A 22625-nucleotide genomic window follows, 5' to 3' on the forward strand; every position below is an offset into this window, starting at 1 on the left:
GCTTTTTTAGTTGAATTATTCTTTTTTAAAAATCAAAACCAATACTAAAGTTAAATCGCGAACCATCAGCTCCATAAAATAATCCTACACTTCCCAAAAATAAATCAGCTGCATTGAAAAAAAGACCTCCACCTGTTGAGGTATGTAATTTTGAATCGGAATTAGGAATTACTGTTAATAAATTTGGAGTACCCCAAACCATTCCATAATCAAAACCTCCATAAAAACCAATGTTTAATGGCAATAAATTTGTTTTGTATTTGCGCACATTCCAACGAATATCTGTTGAATGGTAAAACGAATTTTTACCATTAAAACGCTCGTTTCTAAAAGCACGTAAACCTTCATTCGCACCAATATTTGCAGCTTGATAAAACTCGAAATTTTTACCAAAAATAAAATGTCCTTTTACTTTTGATGCTAAAACCAAACTTCCATTTGGATTTATTTTGTGTGTAATTGACAATGAAGTATTGTTGTAAAAAAAGTTTCTTTGGGTATTTACATTGGTTGTAAATCCGTTTTTAGTTTCAAATTCCATTCCTAAAGTAGTAAAAGCTTTATTATCTGAATGCGAATAAAGATAACTTGCCTCGACATTTACAAATTCTTGATCTGAAAAAATGCTGTTTGATGCTGCAAATTGGGTTTCTAAAAATCTACCTGGTGTTCTTTCTACTTCAAATCGCTGAAATTGTGCTCCAATTTTAAATTCAGCGCCTAAATATCCACGCCATTTTAAAAAAGTCCCTGCTATGAATTGTTCAATTCGAACTCTATTAAAATCATTGTTCTCTTCGTCTTTTTTTGCCTCAGGATTTGAAGAATTGTTGCCAAATCCGAAGAAATTTCTTGCAAAATTCGGACTTGTAAATCTCCCTAAAACACCCAAATTCCAATTGCCAAAAACATTGGCAAATTCACCCTCATAATTCAATTCATACCCTTGTGTAGCAAAATAATAGTAACCAGAAATTATATGACGTTTAGAAAACGGATTGCGAACCAAACCATTTTCTAAAAAAGTATTTTTAACACCAATTTTGATGCCATCATCAGGATTGAAACCCAAACTTGGAGAAACCAAATTAGCCGTATTTTTGAGTTTTGTAAAATCGTAATTATTGATGTCGTAATCATCTGTAAGTTTTCTGCTAATTTTCTCAGTTATAAAGGTGTTTTTGGTTGATTTATAATCAAAAACTTTGATATTTTTTTCTGATTTTAAATCGTATAAATCATTGCTTAATCCACCAATAATTTTGATTTTAATATTACCATTTCCATTAAAACCTTTTGATGTAAAGCGATCAGCATCATCCAAACCAAACAACCAAATTTCTTTGGTAATGTCGCTATTGTAGGTTCTTTGATGAATAATTGCGCCTTTTTCTCCGTCTTTAATGTTGTAAACGGTTATTTTGGTTTCTCCATTTGAAAAGCGTTCAATTTCAAACCAATCATCCTTATTTGTTCCTGTAATTACTTGAAATTCATTGAGATATTTAAAATAGTTGTCTGATATTTTTTGCAAGTTTTTTCTTCTTCCTTGTAATTTTTGTTTGATTTCAGCAATCGTTTCACCTTGAACTTCTTTAGGAAATTTTTTAAAAGCTTCATCAATAACTTCATCTGTAATTTGAGTTTGAATTCGCGCAACTTGTGTATCCCATACTTTTTTATTGGATTGATTGATTAGCGCCATATCCAATGGATACGCGGAATAATTAAACCATTTTGGGTTTTTCAATGCTTCATCATATGAACGCATTCCTTTTATAGCTGGCAAAGTATTTGTTAAAAAATTTAGTAAAAACCCATCTCCAAAAACCGAAAAAGCCTGATCACGATCTCTTGGTACAGGTTTGTAAATTACTTTTTTACCTTCTTCAAATGCAGCCCATCTCCATTGATCTTGATGTCTATCCCAATCACCAATCAACATATCAAAAAGCCGCGCTCGAATGTAGGTTTCTTCATCTATACCATATTTTTTATCTTTTACTAAATTCGTCCGTAAATCGTCAGTGCTTATCAATTCATTTGAAAATCCGAAGTTTTTTTTATCTCCATGACCTTCATCCGTGCGCTCTTCAATCATGTACAATTCATCTCCAAAATCTTCATTAAATTCACCTAAAGTTTGTTGTTTTGGCACAAAATATAAAACGGGTTTTGTGTGATAAATGTCAATAGCTTCTGCTAATTTATCAATCGTAAATGGCGCATAGGGATGAGATCCTGTAAAAATATCCATCAGTAAACTTTCTGTCAATGTTTTATCTAATTGACCATCAACATATTGGTCTTTAAAAATTACAGCTTGTAAATATTGCACTGCATTTTTTCGCAAAGCGCGCATTACATATTCTCTTCCTTTAACATCTTTTAGTCGCAAAGATTTTGACTGATGACCTCCACCTTTTCTAATCGGCGTAAGTCCCCCATACAAAGTATCTAAAGAAACTAAAGGAGCTAAAACTTTGGTGCCGAAATATTTACGATATCTTTCACCCCATAAAAATTTATGGAAATTGGTTTTTATAATTTCTTCATTTGAATAAACAGAAGTAGCTTTTCCAGTCAAATTCGTGTTTTGGAAAGATTTGAAAATCAGTTTTTTATCAGCTTCAAAAACAGTGGTTTCAAACACTATTTTTTCATCTTTCACTGTATAAAAATGCACTTTTGAGGATCCATCTTCATACACATCCAATCTTGCAAAACCATTTTCTCCGTATGAAAAAACACTCCCATTTGTGTGTTTTACAGAAGAAGTTTTAGAGCCAGATCCACTTACAATTTGAGGAACATTATCTCTAACAATGTACTGTAAACTGTGTTCATGACCTGAAACAAAGAGAACTTTCTCGTTTTCTTGTGCAAGTGTAATGATGCGTTTTCGTAGTTCGTTATACTTTGTGTTTTGTTGGTCTGCATTGCTAATTCCTGTAGTTTTTCGTAATATATTTTTTACAGTTCCTAGAAATGGAAAAGGTTGTAAATGACTTTTAAAATCGTAATATCCACCATGAGGTCCATTTGTAAACATTGGATGATGTAGCGCAATTAGTGTTGTTTTCCCTTGTGATTTTTTGATTTCACTTTCTAATTCATCTAAAAATTTGGCTCTCGTTTTAATGTCACATTCTTCGTTAATTTTTGGATGTTTGTTCCAATTGGTAACATACCAATGTGTATCAACAATGATCAAACTGATGTTTTCATTGATGTTAACTCTTTCAATTGGACAGCCATTTTTGGGTAAAAATGAATTTTTCCCTAACGCATTTTCAACCAATTCTTGTTGTTCTTTTAGGCCATTTAAACCACTGTACCAATCATGATTTCCTGGAATAAAATAAGTTTTTCCCGGAAATTGTTTGGCAATATCTGTTTGAACTTCTAAACGATGTTTGGCAAGTTTGTATTTTTTCTTCTTTTTTTTCTTCGGAATTCCGACTTCATAAACATTGTCTCCCAAAAAAAGTAAGGTTGCGTTTTTAGATGCCTTTGCAATTTCTTTTTCTAGATAGGCCAATGCAGGATCTTTTTTATTCAACTCAGAATTTCCTGCATCACCAATCAAATAAAAAGAGTGCAATATTTTTGAAGTGTCTTTTTCAATTTTATTTTCTTGAAATACAGTTACTTGTATTTTTTTTGTTGCACATGCGTACATTAAAAACAAAAGAAATGTATAGAATGTAATTTTTAATAATTTCATTTTGTAGCGTCTGATTTTATCAGATTTTTATAATTTTCATAGTCGATTTTCGTATCTAAATCTATCAAACAAACATCTAAAGAACTAACAATTGTTGCATTTTTATTTTTTTCTAAAAAGTCTCTAGCTCCAAAATCGCCTTTTAATAATTTCAATTCTTTGAAAAATTCTTTTGGAAAAATTGCTGGAACGCCATTTCTTCTCTGATAATTAGAGGCAATAATCTTGTTTTTATGTTCAGCAAATAATTCAATTAAGTTTTTCAAATAGGCAATTTCAATGGCTGGTTGATCAGCTAATAAAATAAATACACCCTCTAAATTTGGATGATTTTTTTCCAAATAATTAATTCCAAAAACGATGCTTGTACTTAATCCTTCATTAAAATTTTCATTGAAGATAAAATCAACATTTTTAGTAGCAATTTCTTGTTGAATTGTTGCCGCATTTGCACCTAAAACACAGTAAATGGGTGAAGATGAAATTGCTAAAGCTTTTTCTAAAACAATTTCTAAAAGTGACTGATTGCCAATTTTTAACAACTGTTTTGTAGTGTGCATTCTGGAAGATTTTCCAGCAGCCAAAACTAAAACAGGGATATTTTTCATATGTGTAAATATTTTTTTAAGCGGTCACATATGCAATCGCATTTTTATTCATTGGTGTTTGCTTACGCAAACTCTTTCTTGATGGCGATTTCATGGATTATTGATGAATTTTTCCTTTCAAATTTCGCAATGAAAAAGGTTCTTTTTTATTGAAAACACTCATGATTTCAGCAATGATTGAAACGGCAATTTCTTCGGGAGTTTGTGCGCCTAAATGCAATCCTGCAGGAGTGTAAATGGCATCTAAAAATTCGGGATTCAAATCAGGTTTTAGTTCAAAAAGTTCGTTAAATAAACGTTCTCCTCTTTTTGGAGCGCCTAAAATCCCGATATATTTTGGTTGATAATTAGATAATTGCATAACATATTTTAAATCTTGCACATAGCTATGATTCATAATTACAATGGCTGTGTTTTCTTCAAGATTTTCAAATTGAATGGTTTCAGGGCTTTCGCCAATAACAGAATTTGCTCCTGGAAAATCGGTCAAACTTTTTGGATCTTTTGCTGAGGTAATCACATCAATTTCCCAACCTAAATTAGATGCTATTTTGCACAATTTTACAGCATCATGCTCACCACCAATAATTAAAAGTTTGAATGCAGATTTTAAAATTTGAGTAAAAACTTCACAATCATTTTTCTCTTGAAACAAACTGTTTTTTTGGAATGAAAAAGTTTCTTGGGTTGGAAAAATAATTTGAGAACTAAAATTGCCATAAGCTTCATCTTCTTTGATGAAAAAACTATTGATTTCTATTGATTCACGATTTTTTATAGCTTCAGAAAAACGATGTAAAAACTTATTTTCAATGTAAAATGGTTCTATTAAAATATACAATATTCCTTCACAACCCAATCTGTATCTGCCATCATACGTGATTATTTTTGCTTTATTATCTAAAAAAACACTTTTTGATCTCTGAATAATTTCTTTTTCAACACAACCACCACTTACAGCTCCAATAGTTGACAAATCTTCGGCAATTAACATGCGAACTCCCGGTTTTCTGTAAGAAGATCCCTCTAAAAAAACGACAGACGCCAACACATTTTTCAATCCTTTTTGTTGATTGATAACGGCTTGCTGAATGATTTCTTTGAGTTCGTGAATCATGATAAATTTGGTTGCTTAAAGATACATTTTTTTAGGAACTACAACTCAACATAGAACAACCTACTTTGTCACGAGCCCAATCAGGTCTTTTTGCAAACCATTTTTGATGATTTGGTTGTTCATCATAGGGTTTTTTTAGCAACTGAAATAGCTCATCAATCAAAGAATAATCCTCTAAATTTGCTGCATCAATTGCCAATTGCGCCATGTAATTTCGCAATACATATTTTGGGTTTACTGCATTCATTTTTAGTTTTCGTTCAATAGCAGATAAAGATTCTTGTTGTAAACGATTTGCATACATTCCAAACCAATTTTGCCATTTGCTTTTGATAGTTTCGCTAACGTTTTCAATGTCATAAAAAGCCTCTTTTATCATTTCAAAACCATTCTTTTCTGAGGTAAAATCACTTAATAACCTGAAAAAAATGGTCATGTCAGTTTCTGATAATTGCAAAGTATCTTCTAAATTTTGGATGAGTTTTGCATCATTTTTATCCGAAGAAAACAATCCTAATTTTGATTTCATCATTTGTAAAGATTGACTTTCAAAATTGGTTTTATAGTCTTTTAAAATAGATTCTAAAGGAGCAGCTTCTTCAATCAATGGGAAAAGTGCATTTGCCAATTGATATAAATTCCATAAACCTATATTTGGCTGATTTCCATAACGATAACGTTTGTGTTGGCGATCTGTAGTGTTTGGTGTCCAGCCAAAATCAAAGCCTTCTAACCAACCATAAGGTCCATAATCAATCGTCAACCCTAAAATCGACATGTTATCTGTGTTCATAACACCATGCACAAAACCAACAAGTTGCCAATGAATAATCATTGATAAAGTTCGTTCAGCAACTTCTTTAAAAAATTGAATATAGGTTTCTTTGGATGAATTTTTTAAATGTGGAAAATGATGCCTCAAGGTATAATCCACCAAAATTTTTAGATTTTTTACATCATTTCTCGCTGCAAAAATTTCGTAATTTCCAAAACGCAAAAATGATTCAGCAACTCTGCAAACAATTGCGCCTTTTTCATACGCAGGATTTCCATCATACATAATATCACGCAATACGTTGTCTCCAGAAAGGCTTAGTGATAATGCTCTTGTAGTTGGAATTCCGAGATGAAACATGGCTTCACTGCACAAATATTCTCTGATTGATGAACGCAAAACAGCCAAACCATCAGCATTTCTTGAATAAGGAGTTTCGCCTGCACCTTTCAATTGCAATTTCCATTGTTTGTTTTGATTTTTAATTTCAAACAAATTAATCGCTCTTCCATCACCCAATTGTCCAGCCCAAGAACCAAATTGATGCCCTCCATAACACATGGCAAAAGGTTTTGTGTTTGGATAAATTTCATTTCCTGTAAATATATTTTTAAAAAATTCTGATGTTGAATCTGCTTTTGAAATTCCAAGAGTTGCAAGCATTTCTTCAGAAACATGAATCAATTTTGGAGCAGCTGTTTTTTTTGGATTTACATACGAAAATGCCGCTTCAAAAACTTGTCGTCTTGAATTTTCAAGTGTTGAATCAGCAGGTAATTCTTTGGTGAAAGTTTCTGTAATATTTAATTTCATTTGAGTTTGTCAGCGTGTAATTTTCGCAAAGTCGCCAATTTTGGAGTGATTACATATTCGCAATAACCTTGAGTTTTATTGTTTTGATAATAATTTTGATGATAGTCTTCAGCTTCATAAAAAATTGGCAAAGGACTTAGTTCTGTTACAATTTTATCTGCATAATATCCTTGTACTTTTTGGATGGTTTTCAACGCAATTTCTTGTTGCAATTCATTGTGATAAAATATCACAGAACGATATTGTGTGCCTACATCAGCTCCTTGTCTGTTTAATGTTGTTGGATTGTGTGTGGTTAAAAAAATCACTAAAATGTCTTCAAAAGAAATCAAATTTGCATCAAAAGTAATTTGGACTACTTCTGCATGACCAGTCAATCCTGAGCAAATTTCACGATACGTTGGTTTTCCAGGAGCATTTCCACCAGCATAACCAGAAACCACCTTTTCTACTCCTTTTACTTTTTGAAAAACAGCTTCTGTACACCAAAAACATCCTCCACCAATAGTAGTTACTTGAATATTTTTACTCATTATTTTTCTGATTTTTCAAGTTGCATAGACACAGAATTGATACAATAGCGCAGTCCACTTGGTGGTGGTCCATCAGGAAAAACGTGCCCTAAATGTGCATCACACGAATTACAAAGCACTTCAACACGCACCATTCCAAATGAAATATCTTTATGATATTGAATAGCATTTTCGGTAATAGGTTGTGTAAAACTTGGCCATCCTGAACTAGAATCAAATTTGATTGTGGAATCAAAAAGAGGTGCATTACAACAAATGCAATGATATTTTCCTGCTTCATAAATCGAACATAATTCTCCAGAAAAAGGCCTTTCAGTTCCTTTTTGTCTCGCAATTCTAAATTGTTCTGGAGTTAATATTTCGCGCCATTCAGCATCTGTTTTTTCAACTCTTTTAGTAGGAGTTGGATTTCCTTTGGTGGCAAAATGAAGTATGTCTTTCCAAGTAAGCATGTTTTTTAATAATTTTAAGATGTTGTATAAGAAAGAGTAAATTTACGACAAAACCCTCACTTACAATAGCCGTTTTATTTGCTTACATTTGTTTTTATAAAATTTTTGTGATTATGAGCACCTTGCTTTCTGAAATTGAAAATTATGTAACAACCCTTTTGGGTACTCAGTTAGATGCAATGTATGTATATCATAATTTGGCACATACACAACGCATTGTAACTGTGGTTAAAGAACTTGTTGAAGCATCTCAATTAGGCGAAAATGAAGCCGAAAACGTAATTATTGCTGCTTGGTTTCACGACACAGGTTTTGTAAAAGGAGCCAAAAATCATGAGGAAGAAAGTGTAAAAATTGCAACTGATTTTTTAAAAGAGAAAGGCATTTCTGAAGATCAAATGGCAACAATTTCAGCCATTATACTAGCAACCAAATTAGGACATCAACCTAAAAATGAACTTGAAAAAATAATTATAGATGCAGATTGTGCGCATTTGGCTTCCAAAAATTACGAAGATTTTGCCAATTTATTGCGAAAAGAATGGGAACTTACTTCATCAAAAAAACTTTCTGATTTGGAATGGACAAATCAAAATATTGCTTTTTTTGCTGAACAACATCGATTTTACAGCACTTTTGCTTTGAAAGAATGGACAAAAAACAAATCGAAAAACTTTGCGAAATTGATTAAAAATCAACAAGAATTACAAGAAAGTTCTCTAAAATTCAACCAAAAACAAGAAGTTATCAAAATTAAAAAAAACAAAGGAGCTGTTCCTGAACGTGGGGTTGAAACCATGTTTAGAGTGGCTTTGCGAAACCACATTACGTTGAGTGACATTGCAGATACGAAAGCCAATATTTTATTATCTGTAAATGCTATCATAATTTCAATGTCATTTTCAACTTTGATTCCTAAATTAGACAATCCTCATAATAGTTTTTTAATTGTTCCTTCTGTAATTTTTATTTTGTTTACAGTTGCGAGCATGATTTTATCGATTTTGGCAACAAGACCCAATGTTACTCAAGGAAAATTTTCGAAAGAAGACGTAGCCAACAAAAAAGTTAATTTGTTGTTTTTTGGAAATTTTCATCAAATGAAATTAGAGGATTTTGAATGGGGGATTTCAGAAATGATGCATGATAAAGACTATTTATATGGTTCGTTAACTAAAGATTTGTATTTTTTAGGATTGGTTTTGAACCGTAAATACGGATTGTTGCGAACTACGTACACCGTTTTTATGATTGGAATAATAGTAAGTGTCATTGCTTTTGGATTGGCTTTTGTGCTTTAAAAAAGTAACCTAAAAGCCTAAAAACACTAAAAAAAACCAATTTAATTTGCAATTTCTTTCAATAAATCATTAAAAGTGATGGTCTTTTTTTCATTAAAATCTTTTTGATATAAAACTTCAACTCTCAATGCTTTCAATCCAGCAACACCTTGTAAATCCTCCAATTCAAGAAACTCGATGTTTCCTAATTGTTTTTTAGATTGCAAGTAGTTAATGTATTTTACATACTCTAAAGCGTCTTTTTCTTGCGAATATACAATTGCAATTTTTCCTGGTGTTGTCAATCTTTCAAGATTGCCTTTGATGTTCACTTTATCAATGCGTTTTTTGATGATTTCGTAACGGATATTGTAAGCGCCATCAACATCAAACTGTTTTTCATCCATTCTAAATTTTATGGACATGGGGTTGCTATGCACCAAAATTAAGGAGGCAACTTGCAAATCGTGTGTCATCTTTTTACGTTCTTCAAAGGCAATATTTTCCATTTCAACCATGGTTTGCAATTGCCACAATCGTAAGTTGTAGAGATAAATTTCGTTGAAAGAGGTATCTTTATTGATGGATTTTCCGATGTACATATTAAATTCAACGCCATCAGTTTTGTATCTTTCAAAATAATGAGGATACATTTGTTGCGCTTCTTTTTGTTTAGCATCTAAAAATTTTGCCAATCGGTTATTTAACAAATTGACACTATCTTCATAGGCTTTTCTTTGATCGTAAATGACACCTAAATCTGGATTTAATAGTTGTTTATATTGCTGAACTTTAGCTGTTAGCTGTTCATTTAACAGCTCAAGATGATTAAAAACTGGATAAATATCTTTCTTTAAAAATTCTAAAATGCTGATTTCATCTCCCGCTTTTAATTCACTTTCAACTTCATTTAGATAAGATGAAACACGAAACATCAATTCTTCGTAAATAGGTAATTTTTCAAAATCAAGCGCATTTTTTAAAACCTCAATAGCCACTTGAAGTTGTTTACTTAAATCTTTTTTGATAGCGATATTTCTAGCTTCTGATGAACCTTTAATGTCACTTTGACCAAATAAAGGATACACATCTTCAAAAATAATTTCATCTAATTTGGCATTTTCGCTGATTTGCGATTCAGCAAAAAATTTCTCTGCAGCATCATAAAAACGCCATTTTACAGCAGGATGAATGGCTGTATAATTTTCTTGAATGGTTGCTTCAAGCATATTTTGACGCTCTTCTGACATCCTTTTAACTGCCGTTTCAAAAACAGGAATGATGTCTTTTAGCTTATTGATATTTACTGAATTTAAATCGTAAGCTCTTGGACTTGCAATTTCTAATAATGCTAAATCTCCTTTTTTAGTAGCAGGAATCGGAATTAAAATGATGCTTCCAATGCCAAGTTGATGTATATTTTGATAAAATAAATTGTGATTTGTTTTGCTGCCATAAGCTTCAACATCAGAAATGATAAAAGTTTCGTGCTTTTGAAACACTTTTTCCATGATGCCTTTGCAAAAATAATTGCTGTCACATTTTATTTCTTCTTTGTTTTTTAGCAATAAACTGTTGGATGTTTTAACTACAGTTTCACAAATTTTACCGTTCTTTTTGTCGAAAATAGAGAATCCTAAAAGCAAATCTTTCAATCCATAAAAATCTCTAAAATTACTTTGAAGATTGAAAATGATTCCTTCTTTTCCGGAAAGTAAATTTGCTTTGATAGATGAAATACTTTCTTCGGCAGTTACATCAAACAAATTGATGAGTCCAAATCCTTTGAAAATATAACTATTTGGTGGGAATTTTTCTTTCCAGATAGAAATATCGTGGTAGTTTTTTAATAATGTTTTAAAATCTTCTTCAGTAAGTTTTGGGGCTTTTTCGGTTGGAATTATTTCAGAAAAATCAGCATTAAATGCAGCTCTATAGTATTTCATAGTTCCTGTGGTTTCATCAGGAATGTCAAAATAAAATGGCCTTTTCATATCAATTTTATAACCATAAACGGCACCTAAAATAAAGGTGCAAGCCATGATATACATGCCATCATCCTCAAAATTTCGAACCGTTAGTTCAAAATTCTCTCCAGCATTTTCAACAATATTTTTAAATCGAGATGAAAATTTGAAAGTGGTAAATGAAAAAGGAATACTTGCTGCTTTAATTTCATTTAAAAGTAATGCCTCAGGAAACAAAGGCTCTAGCAATATATTGATTGACTCTTTAAATTTTTCTATGGATGTTGTATCTGTAAAACCTTCTATCAAAGCAGGGTTTTTGTTTACAACTTTCTTCATCTCTAGTGCAATTGTGTGCAGAGGATGCTTTTCAAATTCAGTATCAGCATATTTTTGATAAGCCTGAAATACTTTTTCAAACGAAATATGCAGTTGCAAAGGCAAAGAAGATTGTGAGAGGATTCCTGGCGCGAACATAAGCATTCTTAAAAATGAGTAACAAATTTAGTCAATTATATGCAGTTTGTCGCTTTATGTCATAGATTCTTACTTTAGTGCACTAGAGAAAATTTAGTGAGTAGGTTGCAAAATTGTATCTAATGCATGAAATCTTAAATTTTATATTACATTGAATAACAGTTCATCATAAATTATTTTTAAGATTTCATTATATTTGTAGTTAATTTTAGGTTATTTCTTTTTTTTGTCAATACCCTTTATTTTATAAAACGCTATGTTTAAAAATTACAGTCTAATTATTTCATTTCTATTTAGCGTTTTGTGTTCTTCAGAATACTTTTCCCAGCAAATTTCTATAAATGAGATTATGTCTTCAAATACCAAAATCATAAAAGATGAAAATGGTGATTTTGAAGATTGGATAGAAATTTACAATTATGATACCACAACCATCAATTTGGCTGGTTATGGTTTGTCTGATGAAGTTGACAATCCTTATAAATGGAAATTTCCATCAAGAAATTTAGCGCCAAATCAATATTTGATTGTTTGGGCATCAGATAAAAATCGCGCAAATGTTTCGGGTCAACTTCACACAAATTTTAAACTAAAATCTGGAGGAGAAACCATTGTTTTAACCAGTTTGTCAGGTACAAAAATTGATGAATCTCCTGCAGTAGCAATTCCCACTGATAAATCATATGGAAGAAAACCAGATGGAACAGGAGATTGGAATTTTTTTGAAACACCAACACCCAATGCTAGTAATTCAACAGCATCTAACGTAGTTTCTGAAAAAATTGCCATCAATGAATTTATGTCTTCTAATGGAAAAATAATTGCTGATGAAGACGGAACTTACCAAGATTGGATTGAGCTTTATAATTACGGGCAAACAACTGTAAACTTAACTGGTTTTGGGTTGTCTGATGATGAAGAGTTGCCTTTTAAATGGGTTTTTCCATCAGTTAGTATTTCTCCAGGACAATTTTTGTTGATATGGGCTTCTGGAAAAGATCGAAAAACTGCCAACAATTTGCATACAAATTTTGGAATTTCTGCCACTGGTGAAAATATTTTTTTAACCAATCTTTCAGGTGTTTTGGTTAGTGGTTCGCCATCCATTGATTTAGGAGTTGATGTTTCTTATGGAAGACAACCAGATGGCACAGGTTCTTGGTTGTATTTTAATACTCCAACTCCATTAGCTTCAAATGCAAATCCTGGAACAACAACTCCTTTGTATCCACCCTCATTTTCTCACGAATCTGGATTGTATTCAAGTGGATTTGATTTGACTTTAACCGCCCAAAATCAGGGAGCTACTATCATTTACACTTTAGATGGTTCTGAGCCAGACATTAATAATTTATCAGGGAAAACGTATCAATTTAAAAATGATTATCCTCTTTTACCAGGAGATCCTTTTGGGGCTTTTTTAAATGATTCTTATAAATCAAATACGTATTCAAACACAATTTCGATTTCAGATAGATCAAGTCAACCAGATGAATTGGCAAATAAAAATACAACACAATTTGCGCACTATATTCCACCAACTCCCGTTAGAAAAGCTACTGTTATAAGAGCAAAAACTTATTTGAATGGAGCGCAATCAAAAACTATTTCTAAAACATTTTTTGTTTTCAATGGAGGAAACCCATACAACATTCCTGTAGTTTCTTTACAAATTCAAGAAAATTTACTTTTTGATTATGAAGAAGGAATTTACACTGCTGGAAAAGATTTTGATACTTGGAGAATACAAAACCCATCAAATAATCAATCTTGGAGACCTGAAATTAGTAATTTTTCAAGAAGTGGTGATGAATGGGAATATCCTGTAAATGTTGAATTTTTTCAACCTTCTTCCCTCACAAGTGTCCAAAATATAAATGCTGGTTTTAGAATTCATGGTAATAATTCTCGTGTTCAAAATATCAAAAATTTGAGACTTTATGCAAGAAATGATTATGATACAAAGAACGAATTCAGGCATAATTTTTTTAAACAAAATATTCCAGATGCTGTAAATCCATACAATAAAGATTTTAGAAGAATTTTGTTAAGAGGTGATGGTGCTGGAGGTCCAATTGCTTATGATGTGGCATTTAGTAAAGCATTGCAAGCAGTTTTTAATGGAGTTACGCGTATTGAACCTGCAGTTCATTTTATCAATGGAGAATTTTGGGGATTGACTGCTTTTCGTGATCGTTTTGATCGTTTTCATTATGAGTTAAATTTCGGAGTTTCTGAAGATAATTTTGTTCAAGTTAGTTGTAATGGATCGCAATGTGAATTAGATGAAGGTTTAGATGCTGATTTTCAATCTTATATTACAATGAGAGATTTTATTATTAATAATGATATGTCTGATAATCAGATTTTTAATCAAGCCTCTCAAATGCTCGATATGAATTCGATGATTGAGAATGTAATCATGATGTCTTTTGCCTCTAACAATAGTTACGAACGAAAATATTGGAAGGCAAGAAATATAGAAAATGATGAATATGGAGATGGAAGATGGAGATTGAGCGTGCAAGATTTTGAAGCTTCACTCTCTACAAATACTGATTGGTTGGCCTATTTAGCAGATTTAAATGGAGTTCCTAATAATCTTATTTTTGCTAAACTATTAGCGAATGGAAAATTTAAAGCCCAATTTATTACTAGGTTTGCAGATGTATTAAATACCGTATTTAAAACTTCTTATTTTACGGGAGTTATTAATGAAACTTTTGATGAAGTTGCCCCATACCTATCTGAAGATGTAAATCGTTATCCAAGAGAGAATTTTTATAAGTCAGAGGAAAAACAAAACCTACTTAATTGGGCAACTAATAGACCTCAAGAACAAATTGATATTATAAAAAATCAATTTAATATTGCTGAAACTTTTGAGGTTGATTTGAATGTTTCTGACACAAAAGAAGGGTATATAAAAATAAATACGATTGATGTCAAAGGAACTACACCAGGAGTTGATGAAAATCCATATCCTTGGAATGGTACTTATTTTAAAACGATTCCTGTTTCTATTGAAGCAATTGCTTTTCCAGGATTCGAATTTTCACATTGGTCAGGAGATTTAAATAGTACAAATCCTAAAGTTTTAGTAACACCAATAGCTGATTTTCAAGTACAAGCAAATTTTAAAGCGATTGAAAATTATTCTCACTTAATGCATTTTTGGTTGTTTGATGAAAATATACCTAATGACACTCCTTTACAAAACGTAAATGCAACCTACTCTAGAAGCAACACAAATGCGGCTTTAAATTTTAATTCTTCTTTGAATGGTTATCCTTTCAAGAGCACAGATCCTAATTGGAGAAAAGCTTCTTTAGAAAGAATCAACCAACCAACGCCAATCAATTACCAACCAATTGCTAACAATGAAATTGAATACAATCCTATAATAATGAGAGGTTTGCAAGTAAGGCAACCTTTTAAATCTAGTGGATTAGAAAACAGTTTAGAACTTGCTTTTTCAACAGTAAATTATAAAGAAATTAAATTGTCTTTTGCTGTTGCTACTGATGGTGCAGCACAAACGCTCATTGTTGAATATTGGAATGGAACAAATTGGGTTTCTACTGGGATTTCTGGAACATCATCAGCATTAAATTTAGCTTTTGATTTAAAAGAATTCGACTTTACAAATGTCGCACTTGCCAATAATAATGCTAATTTTAAAGTTCGCATTCGTTTTGATGGAACAAACATGACAGCAGATGAAGGAAAAAGAGTTATGTTAAATAATATCGCTATTAATGGTATTGATACTGCCGTACTTTCTTCAGATGATTTTGTTTTAAATCGCTTGTCAGTTTATCCAAATCCAACAACAGATAACCTTAAAATTGTATCTGAAAAACCAATCAATCAAGTTGCTATTTACAATCTATTTGGCCAATCATTATTTACCAAAAAATACGATTCTGCGAATGTAACAATCGATTTAAGTCAATACGCTAGAGGCATGTATTTGGTAAAAATTTCCTCCGAAAATTCCTCCATCATTAAAAAAATTATAAAAAAATAATGGGTGATAAATCGAAAGAAATATAAAATATGATTGTTGAAACATCAATTGTAGATCTTAAAAATAATCTAAAACAATTCAAAAAAATTACGTTAGATGAAATGAATTCAGTGGCTTTGTTGAAAAGGAAAGACACTAAATTCATCATCAATATTTCCTATTTACCTGAAATTTTAGAAGCTCTTAAAAACTCCTATAAAGTTTTAGAGATTGATGGGAAAAGAATTATGAATTATTCTTCTTTATATCTTGATACGCCCGATTTTAAATTTTACCATGATCATCATAATGGACGAATTAATAGAACTAAAATTAGGCAACGAAAATATGTGGACTCTAATCTAACCTTTATCGAAATTAAAAAGAAAAATGGCAAAGGAGAAACAGATAAATTTAGAAAGCAAATTGCTGATTTTGAGACAGAATTATCCCAAAAATCAAAAGATTTTATTTTTAAAATCACAAACAACAATTTAGATTTACAGCCAAGTTTGTGGAACAATTTTAAGAGAATTACTTTGGTAAATTTAGAGAGTAAAGAGCGGGTTACAATCGATTTAAACCTGAGTTTTTCAATTGATGCAAAACAAAAAGTATATAGCAAATTAGTTGTTATAGAACTAAAACAAGCTAAATTTGATAGAACATCCGAAGTTGTTAAATTATTAAAAAGTATTCAATGCAATCCTTATAGTATTAGCAAATATTGTGTGGGCGCAACCAATTTATATCAAGATTTAAAAAACAATCTTATCAAACCTAAACTATTAAAAATTAATAAATTATCCCTGTAATTATGGACTTATTGAATTTCCCAATATTTGATCAAGATTTTTATTCAATGGCATTGTTGTTTTTCTTAAATCTGTTTTTTATTACCATCATAATTCGTTGGTTTTATTACGGATCAACAGGAAGAAAAGACTATTTGTTTACTTTTTTCATGATCAGTATTGTATTGTTTTTTATCTCATTTACTTTAAAAAAATTCAATTTAAATATTGGTTTGGCAATCGGACTTTTTGCTGTTTTTGGAATTATTAGGTACAGAACAGAATCCATTCCAATCAGAGAAATGACTTATTTGTTTATTGTAATTGGAATTTCATTGATGAATGCGGTTGTGAACAGTAAATTGAGTTATACTGAAATTTTGTTTTCAAATGTTGCCATTACTTGGGCAGTTGGGTTTATTGAAAAAGTATGGCATGTAAAGCACGAAATTACTAAGAAAATAATTTATGAAAAGATAGAAAATATCAAATCTGAAAATTATGAATTTCTTATTGCCGATTTAGAAGAACGAACGGGAATTCCAATCAATAAAGTAACAATTGATGATATCGACTTTGTCAAAGATTGTGCAACACTCACTATTTACTATAATCTTCAACCAGAAAAAAGAAAAAAATGAAAACACAACTTATAAACTTCAGTAAATTATTTTTTGCTTTTTTGCTGATAAACAGTTCGTTATTTGCTCAAGATGAAACAGATTTTGGTTCTTGGAACTCAATTGGAGTTGATTATACCATAAAAAAGAAACTAAAACTGAATCTTGAATACAACATGCGTTTTAAAGAAAATGCCAAAGTTTTAGAAGAAAGATTTACTGAAATTGGGGCAGAGTATAAGATTTATAAAAAGTTTGAATTAGGTGGTTCAGTTCGTTTTATTGATGAAAATGATACGCAAGGAAATAGACAAGGCATTCGAAAACATTTCAGATATCAATTTGATCTTTCGTACAAATACAAGTTCAATAAACTTTCAATAAATCACAGATTTCGCTATCAAAATAAAAATGAAGTAGCTGTTTCAGAACTTGAAGGAGATATTCCAAATGCCAACATTCGTTTTAGAACAGGTGTTGATTATAATTTTAAAAAGTGGCCTTTAGACCCTGAGTTTGATGCCGAAATTTTTAGACGTGTTTCAAAGGATGAAAAAAACCAATTTACAAAGTATAGATTGACCTTTGGAACAAAGTACAAATGGAAAAATTTCGGAGAATTTGGCATCAATTACAGATACGAAAGAAGTCTAATAGATGGAAATCTCCCAATGAATTTGGATGTAATTGAATTAAGATACAGATACTCTATAAATTAATTATTTCTGCCTAAAATAAATGGTAATTGGCACACCCGAAAAATTGTAAATTTCACGCAATTTGTTTTCAACAAATCGTTTGTAAGGATCTTTTACATATTGTGGCAAGTTACAGAAAAACACAAACTGAGGTGTTGGTGTAGGTAACTGCATACAATATTTAATTTTTACATATTTTCCTTTAATTGCAGGAGGTGGAAACGTTTTAACCAATTCTAACATCGTTTCATTGAATTTACTAGTAGGAATTTTATTCTTACGATTTTGAAAAACTTCTACAGCAGTTTCAATAGCTTTGAAAATACGTTGCTTTGTCAATGTTGAAATAAAAATAATTGGCACATCAGTAAATGGTGCAATTTGAGTTCTTATTTTAGCCTCAAAATCTCGCAAAGTATTGGTTTCTTTTTCCATTAAATCCCATTTGTTAATGAGAATCACAATCCCTTTTCTGTTTTTTTCTGCCAACCAAAAAATGTTTTGATCTTGTCCTTCAAAACCACGAGTTGCATCAACAATTAAAATAATCACATCTGCATATTCAATTGTACGAACTGCACGCATTACTGAATAAAACTCTAAATCGTCTTTTACTTTCGATTTTTTTCTAATTCCAGCAGTATCCACCAAATTGAAATCAAATCCAAAACGATTGTATTTCGTGTCAATGGCATCTCTAGTTGTACCTGCAATGTCAGTAACAATATTGCGTTCTTCACCAATCAAAGCATTGATAAAAGATGATTTTCCAGCATTAGGTCGTCCAACAACTGCAAATCTTGGCAATTCTTCTTCATCAGGATTTATGGCTTCTGGTTCAGGCATTTTAGCGGTAATTGCGTCTAATAAATCACCAGTTCCACTTCCATTCATGGAAGAAATCGTATGATAATCGCCCAAACCTAAGTTGTAAAATTCCAATGCATCTGTTTCGCGCATGGAATTATCCACCTTATTTACTACAGTAAAAATGGGTTTTTTTACCTTGTGTAACAATTTGGCAACTTCAGCATCCATAGGTGTAATGCCCTCTTCAACATCCACTACAAAAATGATGATGTCAGCTTCATCAATCGCCAAAGCTACTTGTTTTCGAATTTCTTCTTCAAAAATATCATCAGATCCAATGACATAACCACCTGTATCAATTACTGAAAATTGCTTTCCATTCCAATCAGATTTTCCGTAATGACGGTCTCTTGTTACCCCACTTACAGAATCGACGATGGCATCTCTTCTTTGAACCAACCTGTTAAAAAGTGTTGATTTTCCTACATTGGGTCTTCCTACAATGGCAACAATACTATTCATTTTTTACGGATAATTTTTTGCAAAGGTACAATTTACAATACGATTATTTATCGTAAATTTCAACTGACTTAAATGAATCCATTTTATGGACAATGTTACCAAGCTTTTAATTGAAAAAAGGAATGCAGAACTTTTTTTACGTCCACGTTTTTCTATTGATTTAGATGAAACTTCGGATGTTGTAATTCAACGTTTTTCTGATATTTTTAAAAACAAAAAAACGGATTGTAGAGGTGTTCTTGTAGATCAGCATATTTTTATGAGTGTTCCCAAAAAAGACGAACATTTTTGGTCTCCTCAATTACATTTGGAATTTATTTCGAAAGAAAATAATACTACAGAAATGAAGGGTTTATTTGGTCCTAAACCTCAAGTTTGGACGTTTTTTATGTTCATTCATTTTGTAGTTGGTGGATTGTTTTTAATATCGGCAACAATGCTTTACTCTAAAATATCTTTAAAAGAACCTTTTACTTTTCCTTTAATGATGGTAATTGTTTTGCCAATTATTTGGATAATGCTCTATTTTTTGGGAACTATTGGTAAAGACACTGGCAAACCGCAAATTAAATATTTACACGATGTAATGATTCAAATTATAACCAATCAACTTTGATCGTATCCAAATCTTTTTAATTGATTTTTGTCATTTCGCCAATCTTTATTGACTTTTACATACAATTCAATGAAAACTTTTTTCATGAAAAAGCGTTCTAAATCTTTGCGAGCTTCAGCGCCAACTCTTTTAATTGCAGTCCCTTTATGACCGATAATGATGCCTTTTTGAGTGTCTCTTTCAACCATAATTACAGATCGAATTCTCACAATTGTTTCCTCTTCAATAAAACTTTCGGTTTCAACTTCTACTGAATATGGAATTTCTTTTTTGTAGTGCATCAATATTTTTTCGCGAATTTTTTCATTCACAAAAAAACGTTCAGGTTTATCTGTTAATTGGTCTTTTGGATAATAAGGAGGTCCTTCTGGTAATAATTCAATGATTTTGTAAAAAACGGTATCTACATTGAATTTTTCTAACGCAGAAATGATGTAAACAAATGAATTAGGCACTTTTTCTCGCCAATAGGCAATTTTTTCAGCAACTTCATCTTGAGAAGATTTATCAATCTTATTCAATAATAAAATTACTGGAATTTTACTATTGATAATTTTATTGAAAAAAGCTTCGTTTTTTTGAGCAGTTTCACCCACTTCAACCATATAAATCAAAATGTCTGCGTCATCCAAGGCTGATTTAACAAAATCCATCATTGATGCTTGCAATTCGTAAGCAGGTTTTATGATTCCTGGAGTATCAGAAAAAACGATTTGATATTCTTCGTGATTGACAATGCCTAAAATACGATGTCTTGTAGTTTGTGCTTTTGGAGTAATTATGGAGAGTTTTTCACCCACCAAAGCATTCATCAAAGTTGATTTTCCAACATTTGGATTTCCAATAATATTTACAAAACCAGCTTTGTGCATCATAGTTGCAAAGATAGGTAGTTTTAAAATGCGAATGAACGATAAATTGCAATGATTTTTTTTTGAATTTAGGATGGATTAAAAATCAGTAAGATTCCTCAATTTTTGTAAGTTTGCACGCGATAATTGTTCCCATCACTATGGATGTAAAAGTTACACAAAGAATTGCACTCAGCAGCTTTTTTTTCTTATCAGGATTAACATTTGCTACTTGGGCTTCCCGAATTCCGACAATCAAATCATTTTTTCAATTGAATGAGGCTGAATTGGGTTCTTTGCTTTTAGCCATGCCAATAAGTTCGTTAGTTGGTGTGCCAATTTCAGGATGGTTAGTGGCAAAATTTGATAGTAGAAAACCACTATTAATATCTTTTTTGTTATTTAATATTTCTTTGATTTTTATTGGATTTGCAACTTCTATAATGTCATTGCTTGTAGGAATTTCAATGTTTGCGTTTTTTATGCGAATTTTAAATATATCTATCAATACACAATCCATTGTCTTGCAAAAAAGTTATCAAAAACCCATTGTAGGCTCATTTCATGGATTGTGGAGTTTGGGTGGTTTGGTCGGTGTTGCTTTTTCTACATTGATGGTGAAATTTGATGTTTCAATGGGAAATCATTTGACAGGAATATCAATTTTTACAAGTGTACTCATTGTGATTTCCTATTTTTATACATTGAAAAATGACAGATCTCCCTCAGGAAATAAATTAATTTTAGGAAAGCCAGATCCTTTTATTTTGACCTTAGGATTGATCATTTTTTTAGCAGCCATTTGTGAAGGAGGTATGTTTGATTGGAGTGGTGTTTATTTTAAAGAAGTTATAAATGAAGAAGTTTTTACGCTAGGATACTTATCATTTATGGCATGTATGGCACTTTCAAGATTTTTTTCAGATAAATTGATTTTGCATTTTGGCGCAAAAAAAACCTATGTTTTTAGTGCTGTAACTATAAAAATTGGCATATTAACAGCAATTTTATTTCCAACATTTTGGACAGCTTTGCTCGGATTTTGTCTAGTTGGATTTGGAACGGCTGCTATTTTTCCGATGACATTTGCTTTGGCAGGGACATCCAAAAAATATTCGCCAGGAATGGCAATTTCTATCATTTCTACGTATGGAATTGTTGGAATGTTTGTTGGACCTCCATTAATTGGGTATTTAGCGCATGCTTTTGGTTTGCAAAAAGCATTTTTTGTCTTTGTTATTGCGGGCTTTTTATTGATTCCTATTTCGCGTTTGTTTTTCAAGCATCAAACACAATAAAATTTTTACACTAAAAAATTACAAATAAAGTTTGGAGTTTAGTTGTGATGTGTTGTATCTTTGCAATCCAGATCGCGGGATAGAGCAGTAGGTAGCTCGTTGGGCTCATAACCCAAAGGTCACTGGTTCGAGTCCAGTTCCCGCTACTAGGCTAAAAGACAAACTTAATTAAAGTTTGTCTTTTTTTGTTTTACTGATTATTTGTTTTATTATTGAAAAGGTATTCACTGAAATCATCAAAATATTGGGGTATTTTCCATTAATAGAATTAAAATACAGACTTATATAAGTCTGTATTTTTTAATTTATACTGAAGTTCTTTTTTCAAGTTCAAAAAAGATTTTTAATAGAATTTTTTAACCTTTTTCAATTAGGGTAAATTATTACAATCACGAAAGATTAATTATCGAAAAAGCGGAATCTCAAATTTTTGAAATTCCGCTTTTTTAATAAACACTTTAAATTATTTTTTATTTAAATAGCTTTTTAATTAAAATCCTTGTCCTGGTTCAGCAGGACTTTGAGCCTGCGCTTTTTTAGGATTTAAAATCAAATAGGTACCTAAAGCTGTTAATGCAGCATATTTACCGTAAGTTCCTATTTTTTTGATAGCTTCTTTTCTTGTGATTTCTTCTGAGTTTTTATCTTGATTTTTCAT

General features: G+C 31.3%; 17 protein-coding genes and 1 tRNA gene. 8 read left to right on the forward strand and 10 right to left on the reverse strand.

The features are described from left to right. Positions 1-25: 25 nt before the first annotated feature. The 6 genes from WHA43_RS09790 to msrB all read right to left on the reverse strand — a co-directional run bounded on the left by WHA43_RS09790 (position 26) and on the right by msrB (position 8025). Complete coding sequence (locus WHA43_RS09790; protein ID WP_105046871.1) at positions 26-3727, reverse strand: metallophosphoesterase; 3702 nt, start codon at positions 3725-3727, stop codon at positions 26-28. Then, positions 3724-4335 carry a nucleotidyltransferase family protein gene (locus tag WHA43_RS09795; protein WP_105046872.1) on the reverse strand — a complete coding sequence of 204 codons (612 nt, stop codon included), beginning with the start codon at positions 4333-4335 and terminating at the stop codon, positions 3724-3726. Before WHA43_RS09795 ends, WHA43_RS09790 begins: the two co-directional genes overlap by 4 nt. Before the next feature lie 97 nt (positions 4336-4432). Further along, complete coding sequence (locus tag WHA43_RS09800) at positions 4433-5452, reverse strand: XdhC family protein (RefSeq protein ID WP_105046873.1); 1020 nt, start codon at positions 5450-5452, stop codon at positions 4433-4435. 31 nt (positions 5453-5483) lie between these two features. Next, positions 5484-7040 (reverse strand): protein adenylyltransferase SelO, encoded by a 1557-nt coding sequence (locus WHA43_RS09805; RefSeq protein WP_105046874.1) that lies wholly within the window; start codon positions 7038-7040, stop codon positions 5484-5486. Continuing rightward, on the reverse strand, positions 7037-7573 hold the full coding sequence (msrA, locus tag WHA43_RS09810; protein WP_105046875.1) for a peptide-methionine (S)-S-oxide reductase MsrA: 537 nt from the start codon (positions 7571-7573) through the stop codon (positions 7037-7039). Before msrA ends, WHA43_RS09805 begins: the two co-directional genes overlap by 4 nt. After that, entirely contained in the window at positions 7573-8025 is a 453-nt protein-coding gene (gene msrB / locus WHA43_RS09815; RefSeq protein ID WP_105046876.1) for a peptide-methionine (R)-S-oxide reductase MsrB, read from the reverse strand. Before msrB ends, msrA begins: the two co-directional genes overlap by 1 nt. 113 nt (positions 8026-8138) lie before the next feature. Between msrB and WHA43_RS09820 the strand changes: the two genes are divergently transcribed. Next, the gene (locus tag WHA43_RS09820; RefSeq protein WP_105046877.1) at positions 8139-9326 is read left to right on the forward strand and encodes a Pycsar system effector family protein; all 1188 of its coding nucleotides are present in this window, start codon (positions 8139-8141) and stop codon (positions 9324-9326) included. A gap of 41 nt (positions 9327-9367) precedes the next feature. Here WHA43_RS09820 and WHA43_RS09825 read toward each other — a convergent pair whose 3' ends face one another. Further along, positions 9368-11755, reverse strand: a complete 2388-nt coding sequence (locus tag WHA43_RS09825; protein WP_105046878.1) for a GAF domain-containing protein — start codon at positions 11753-11755, stop codon at positions 9368-9370. 250 nt (positions 11756-12005) lie between these two features. On the opposite strand from WHA43_RS09825, the gene WHA43_RS09830 reads away from it, so the two are divergent. The 4 genes from WHA43_RS09830 to WHA43_RS09845 are packed head-to-tail and all read left to right on the forward strand — an operon-like array spanning position 12006 to position 17891. Further along, positions 12006-15779, forward strand: a complete 3774-nt coding sequence (locus WHA43_RS09830) for a lamin tail domain-containing protein (protein WP_105046879.1) — start codon at positions 12006-12008, stop codon at positions 15777-15779. A gap of 29 nt (positions 15780-15808) precedes the next feature. Further along, on the forward strand, positions 15809-16573 hold the full coding sequence (locus WHA43_RS09835; RefSeq protein WP_105046880.1) for a polyphosphate polymerase domain-containing protein: 765 nt from the start codon (positions 15809-15811) through the stop codon (positions 16571-16573). 2 nt (positions 16574-16575) lie between these two features. Further along, entirely contained in the window at positions 16576-17193 is a 618-nt protein-coding gene (locus WHA43_RS09840) for a DUF4956 domain-containing protein (RefSeq protein ID WP_105046881.1), read from the forward strand. Continuing rightward, the gene (locus tag WHA43_RS09845) at positions 17190-17891 is read left to right on the forward strand and encodes a DUF2490 domain-containing protein (protein ID WP_105046882.1); all 702 of its coding nucleotides are present in this window, start codon (positions 17190-17192) and stop codon (positions 17889-17891) included. The genes WHA43_RS09840 and WHA43_RS09845 overlap by 4 nt, the downstream gene beginning before the upstream one ends. On the opposite strand, the gene der is transcribed toward WHA43_RS09845, so the two are convergent. Further along, positions 17892-19202 (reverse strand): ribosome biogenesis GTPase Der, encoded by a 1311-nt coding sequence (der, locus tag WHA43_RS09850; RefSeq protein WP_105046883.1) that lies wholly within the window; start codon positions 19200-19202, stop codon positions 17892-17894. It lies immediately after the preceding gene. Between the two features lie 85 nt (positions 19203-19287). Between der and WHA43_RS09855 the strand changes: the two genes are divergently transcribed. After that, positions 19288-19818 carry a GTP-binding protein gene (locus WHA43_RS09855; protein ID WP_105046884.1) on the forward strand — a complete coding sequence of 177 codons (531 nt, stop codon included), beginning with the start codon at positions 19288-19290 and terminating at the stop codon, positions 19816-19818. Here WHA43_RS09855 and era read toward each other — a convergent pair. Further along, positions 19809-20693, reverse strand: a complete 885-nt coding sequence (era, locus tag WHA43_RS09860) for a GTPase Era (protein WP_105046885.1) — start codon at positions 20691-20693, stop codon at positions 19809-19811. The genes WHA43_RS09855 and era overlap by 10 nt on opposite strands. A 110-nt stretch (positions 20694-20803) precedes the next feature. Here era and WHA43_RS09865 point away from each other — a divergent pair, with 110 nt between their 5' ends. Both WHA43_RS09865 and WHA43_RS09870 read left to right on the forward strand, forming a co-directional pair. Then, positions 20804-21967, forward strand: a complete 1164-nt coding sequence (locus tag WHA43_RS09865) for an MFS transporter (protein WP_226742883.1) — start codon at positions 20804-20806, stop codon at positions 21965-21967. A 73-nt stretch (positions 21968-22040) separates the two neighbouring features. Next, a tRNA-Met gene (locus tag WHA43_RS09870) sits at positions 22041-22113 on the forward strand. 344 nt (positions 22114-22457) lie between these two features. Here the strand turns inward: WHA43_RS09870 and WHA43_RS09875 are convergent. Beyond that, the gene (locus WHA43_RS09875) at positions 22458-22625 is read right to left on the reverse strand and encodes a hypothetical protein (RefSeq protein ID WP_170039582.1); all 168 of its coding nucleotides are present in this window, start codon (positions 22623-22625) and stop codon (positions 22458-22460) included.

It is taken from the genome of Polaribacter gangjinensis, assembly GCF_038024125.1.
Taxonomy (GTDB): Bacteria; Bacteroidota; Bacteroidia; order Flavobacteriales; family Flavobacteriaceae; genus Polaribacter; species Polaribacter gangjinensis.

Bases quoted from the DNA above. Each gene is read 5' to 3' on its own strand.
- WHA43_RS09790 (WP_105046871.1), bottom strand. From the start codon at position 3,727: ATGAAATTATTAAAAATTACATTCTATACATTTCTTTTGTTTTTAATG.
- WHA43_RS09795 (WP_105046872.1), bottom strand. From the start codon at position 4,335: ATGAAAAATATCCCTGTTTTAGTTTTGGCTGCTGGAAAATCTTCCAGA.
- WHA43_RS09800 (WP_105046873.1), bottom strand. From the start codon at position 5,452: ATGATTCACGAACTCAAAGAAATCATTCAGCAAGCCGTTATCAATCAA.
- WHA43_RS09805 (WP_105046874.1), bottom strand. From the start codon at position 7,040: ATGAAATTAAATATTACAGAAACTTTCACCAAAGAATTACCTGCTGAT.
- msrA (WP_105046875.1), bottom strand. From the start codon at position 7,573: ATGAGTAAAAATATTCAAGTAACTACTATTGGTGGAGGATGTTTTTGG.
- msrB (WP_105046876.1), bottom strand. From the start codon at position 8,025: ATGCTTACTTGGAAAGACATACTTCATTTTGCCACCAAAGGAAATCCA.
- WHA43_RS09820 (WP_105046877.1), top strand. From the start codon at position 8,139: ATGAGCACCTTGCTTTCTGAAATTGAAAATTATGTAACAACCCTTTTG.
- WHA43_RS09825 (WP_105046878.1), bottom strand. From the start codon at position 11,755: ATGCTTATGTTCGCGCCAGGAATCCTCTCACAATCTTCTTTGCCTTTG.
- WHA43_RS09830 (WP_105046879.1), top strand. From the start codon at position 12,006: ATGTTTAAAAATTACAGTCTAATTATTTCATTTCTATTTAGCGTTTTG.
- WHA43_RS09835 (WP_105046880.1), top strand. From the start codon at position 15,809: ATGATTGTTGAAACATCAATTGTAGATCTTAAAAATAATCTAAAACAA.
- WHA43_RS09840 (WP_105046881.1), top strand. From the start codon at position 16,576: ATGGACTTATTGAATTTCCCAATATTTGATCAAGATTTTTATTCAATG.
- WHA43_RS09845 (WP_105046882.1), top strand. From the start codon at position 17,190: ATGAAAACACAACTTATAAACTTCAGTAAATTATTTTTTGCTTTTTTG.
- der (WP_105046883.1), bottom strand. From the start codon at position 19,202: ATGAATAGTATTGTTGCCATTGTAGGAAGACCCAATGTAGGAAAATCA.
- WHA43_RS09855 (WP_105046884.1), top strand. From the start codon at position 19,288: ATGGACAATGTTACCAAGCTTTTAATTGAAAAAAGGAATGCAGAACTT.
- era (WP_105046885.1), bottom strand. From the start codon at position 20,693: ATGATGCACAAAGCTGGTTTTGTAAATATTATTGGAAATCCAAATGTT.
- WHA43_RS09875 (WP_170039582.1), bottom strand. From the start codon at position 22,625: ATGAAAAATCAAGATAAAAACTCAGAAGAAATCACAAGAAAAGAAGCT.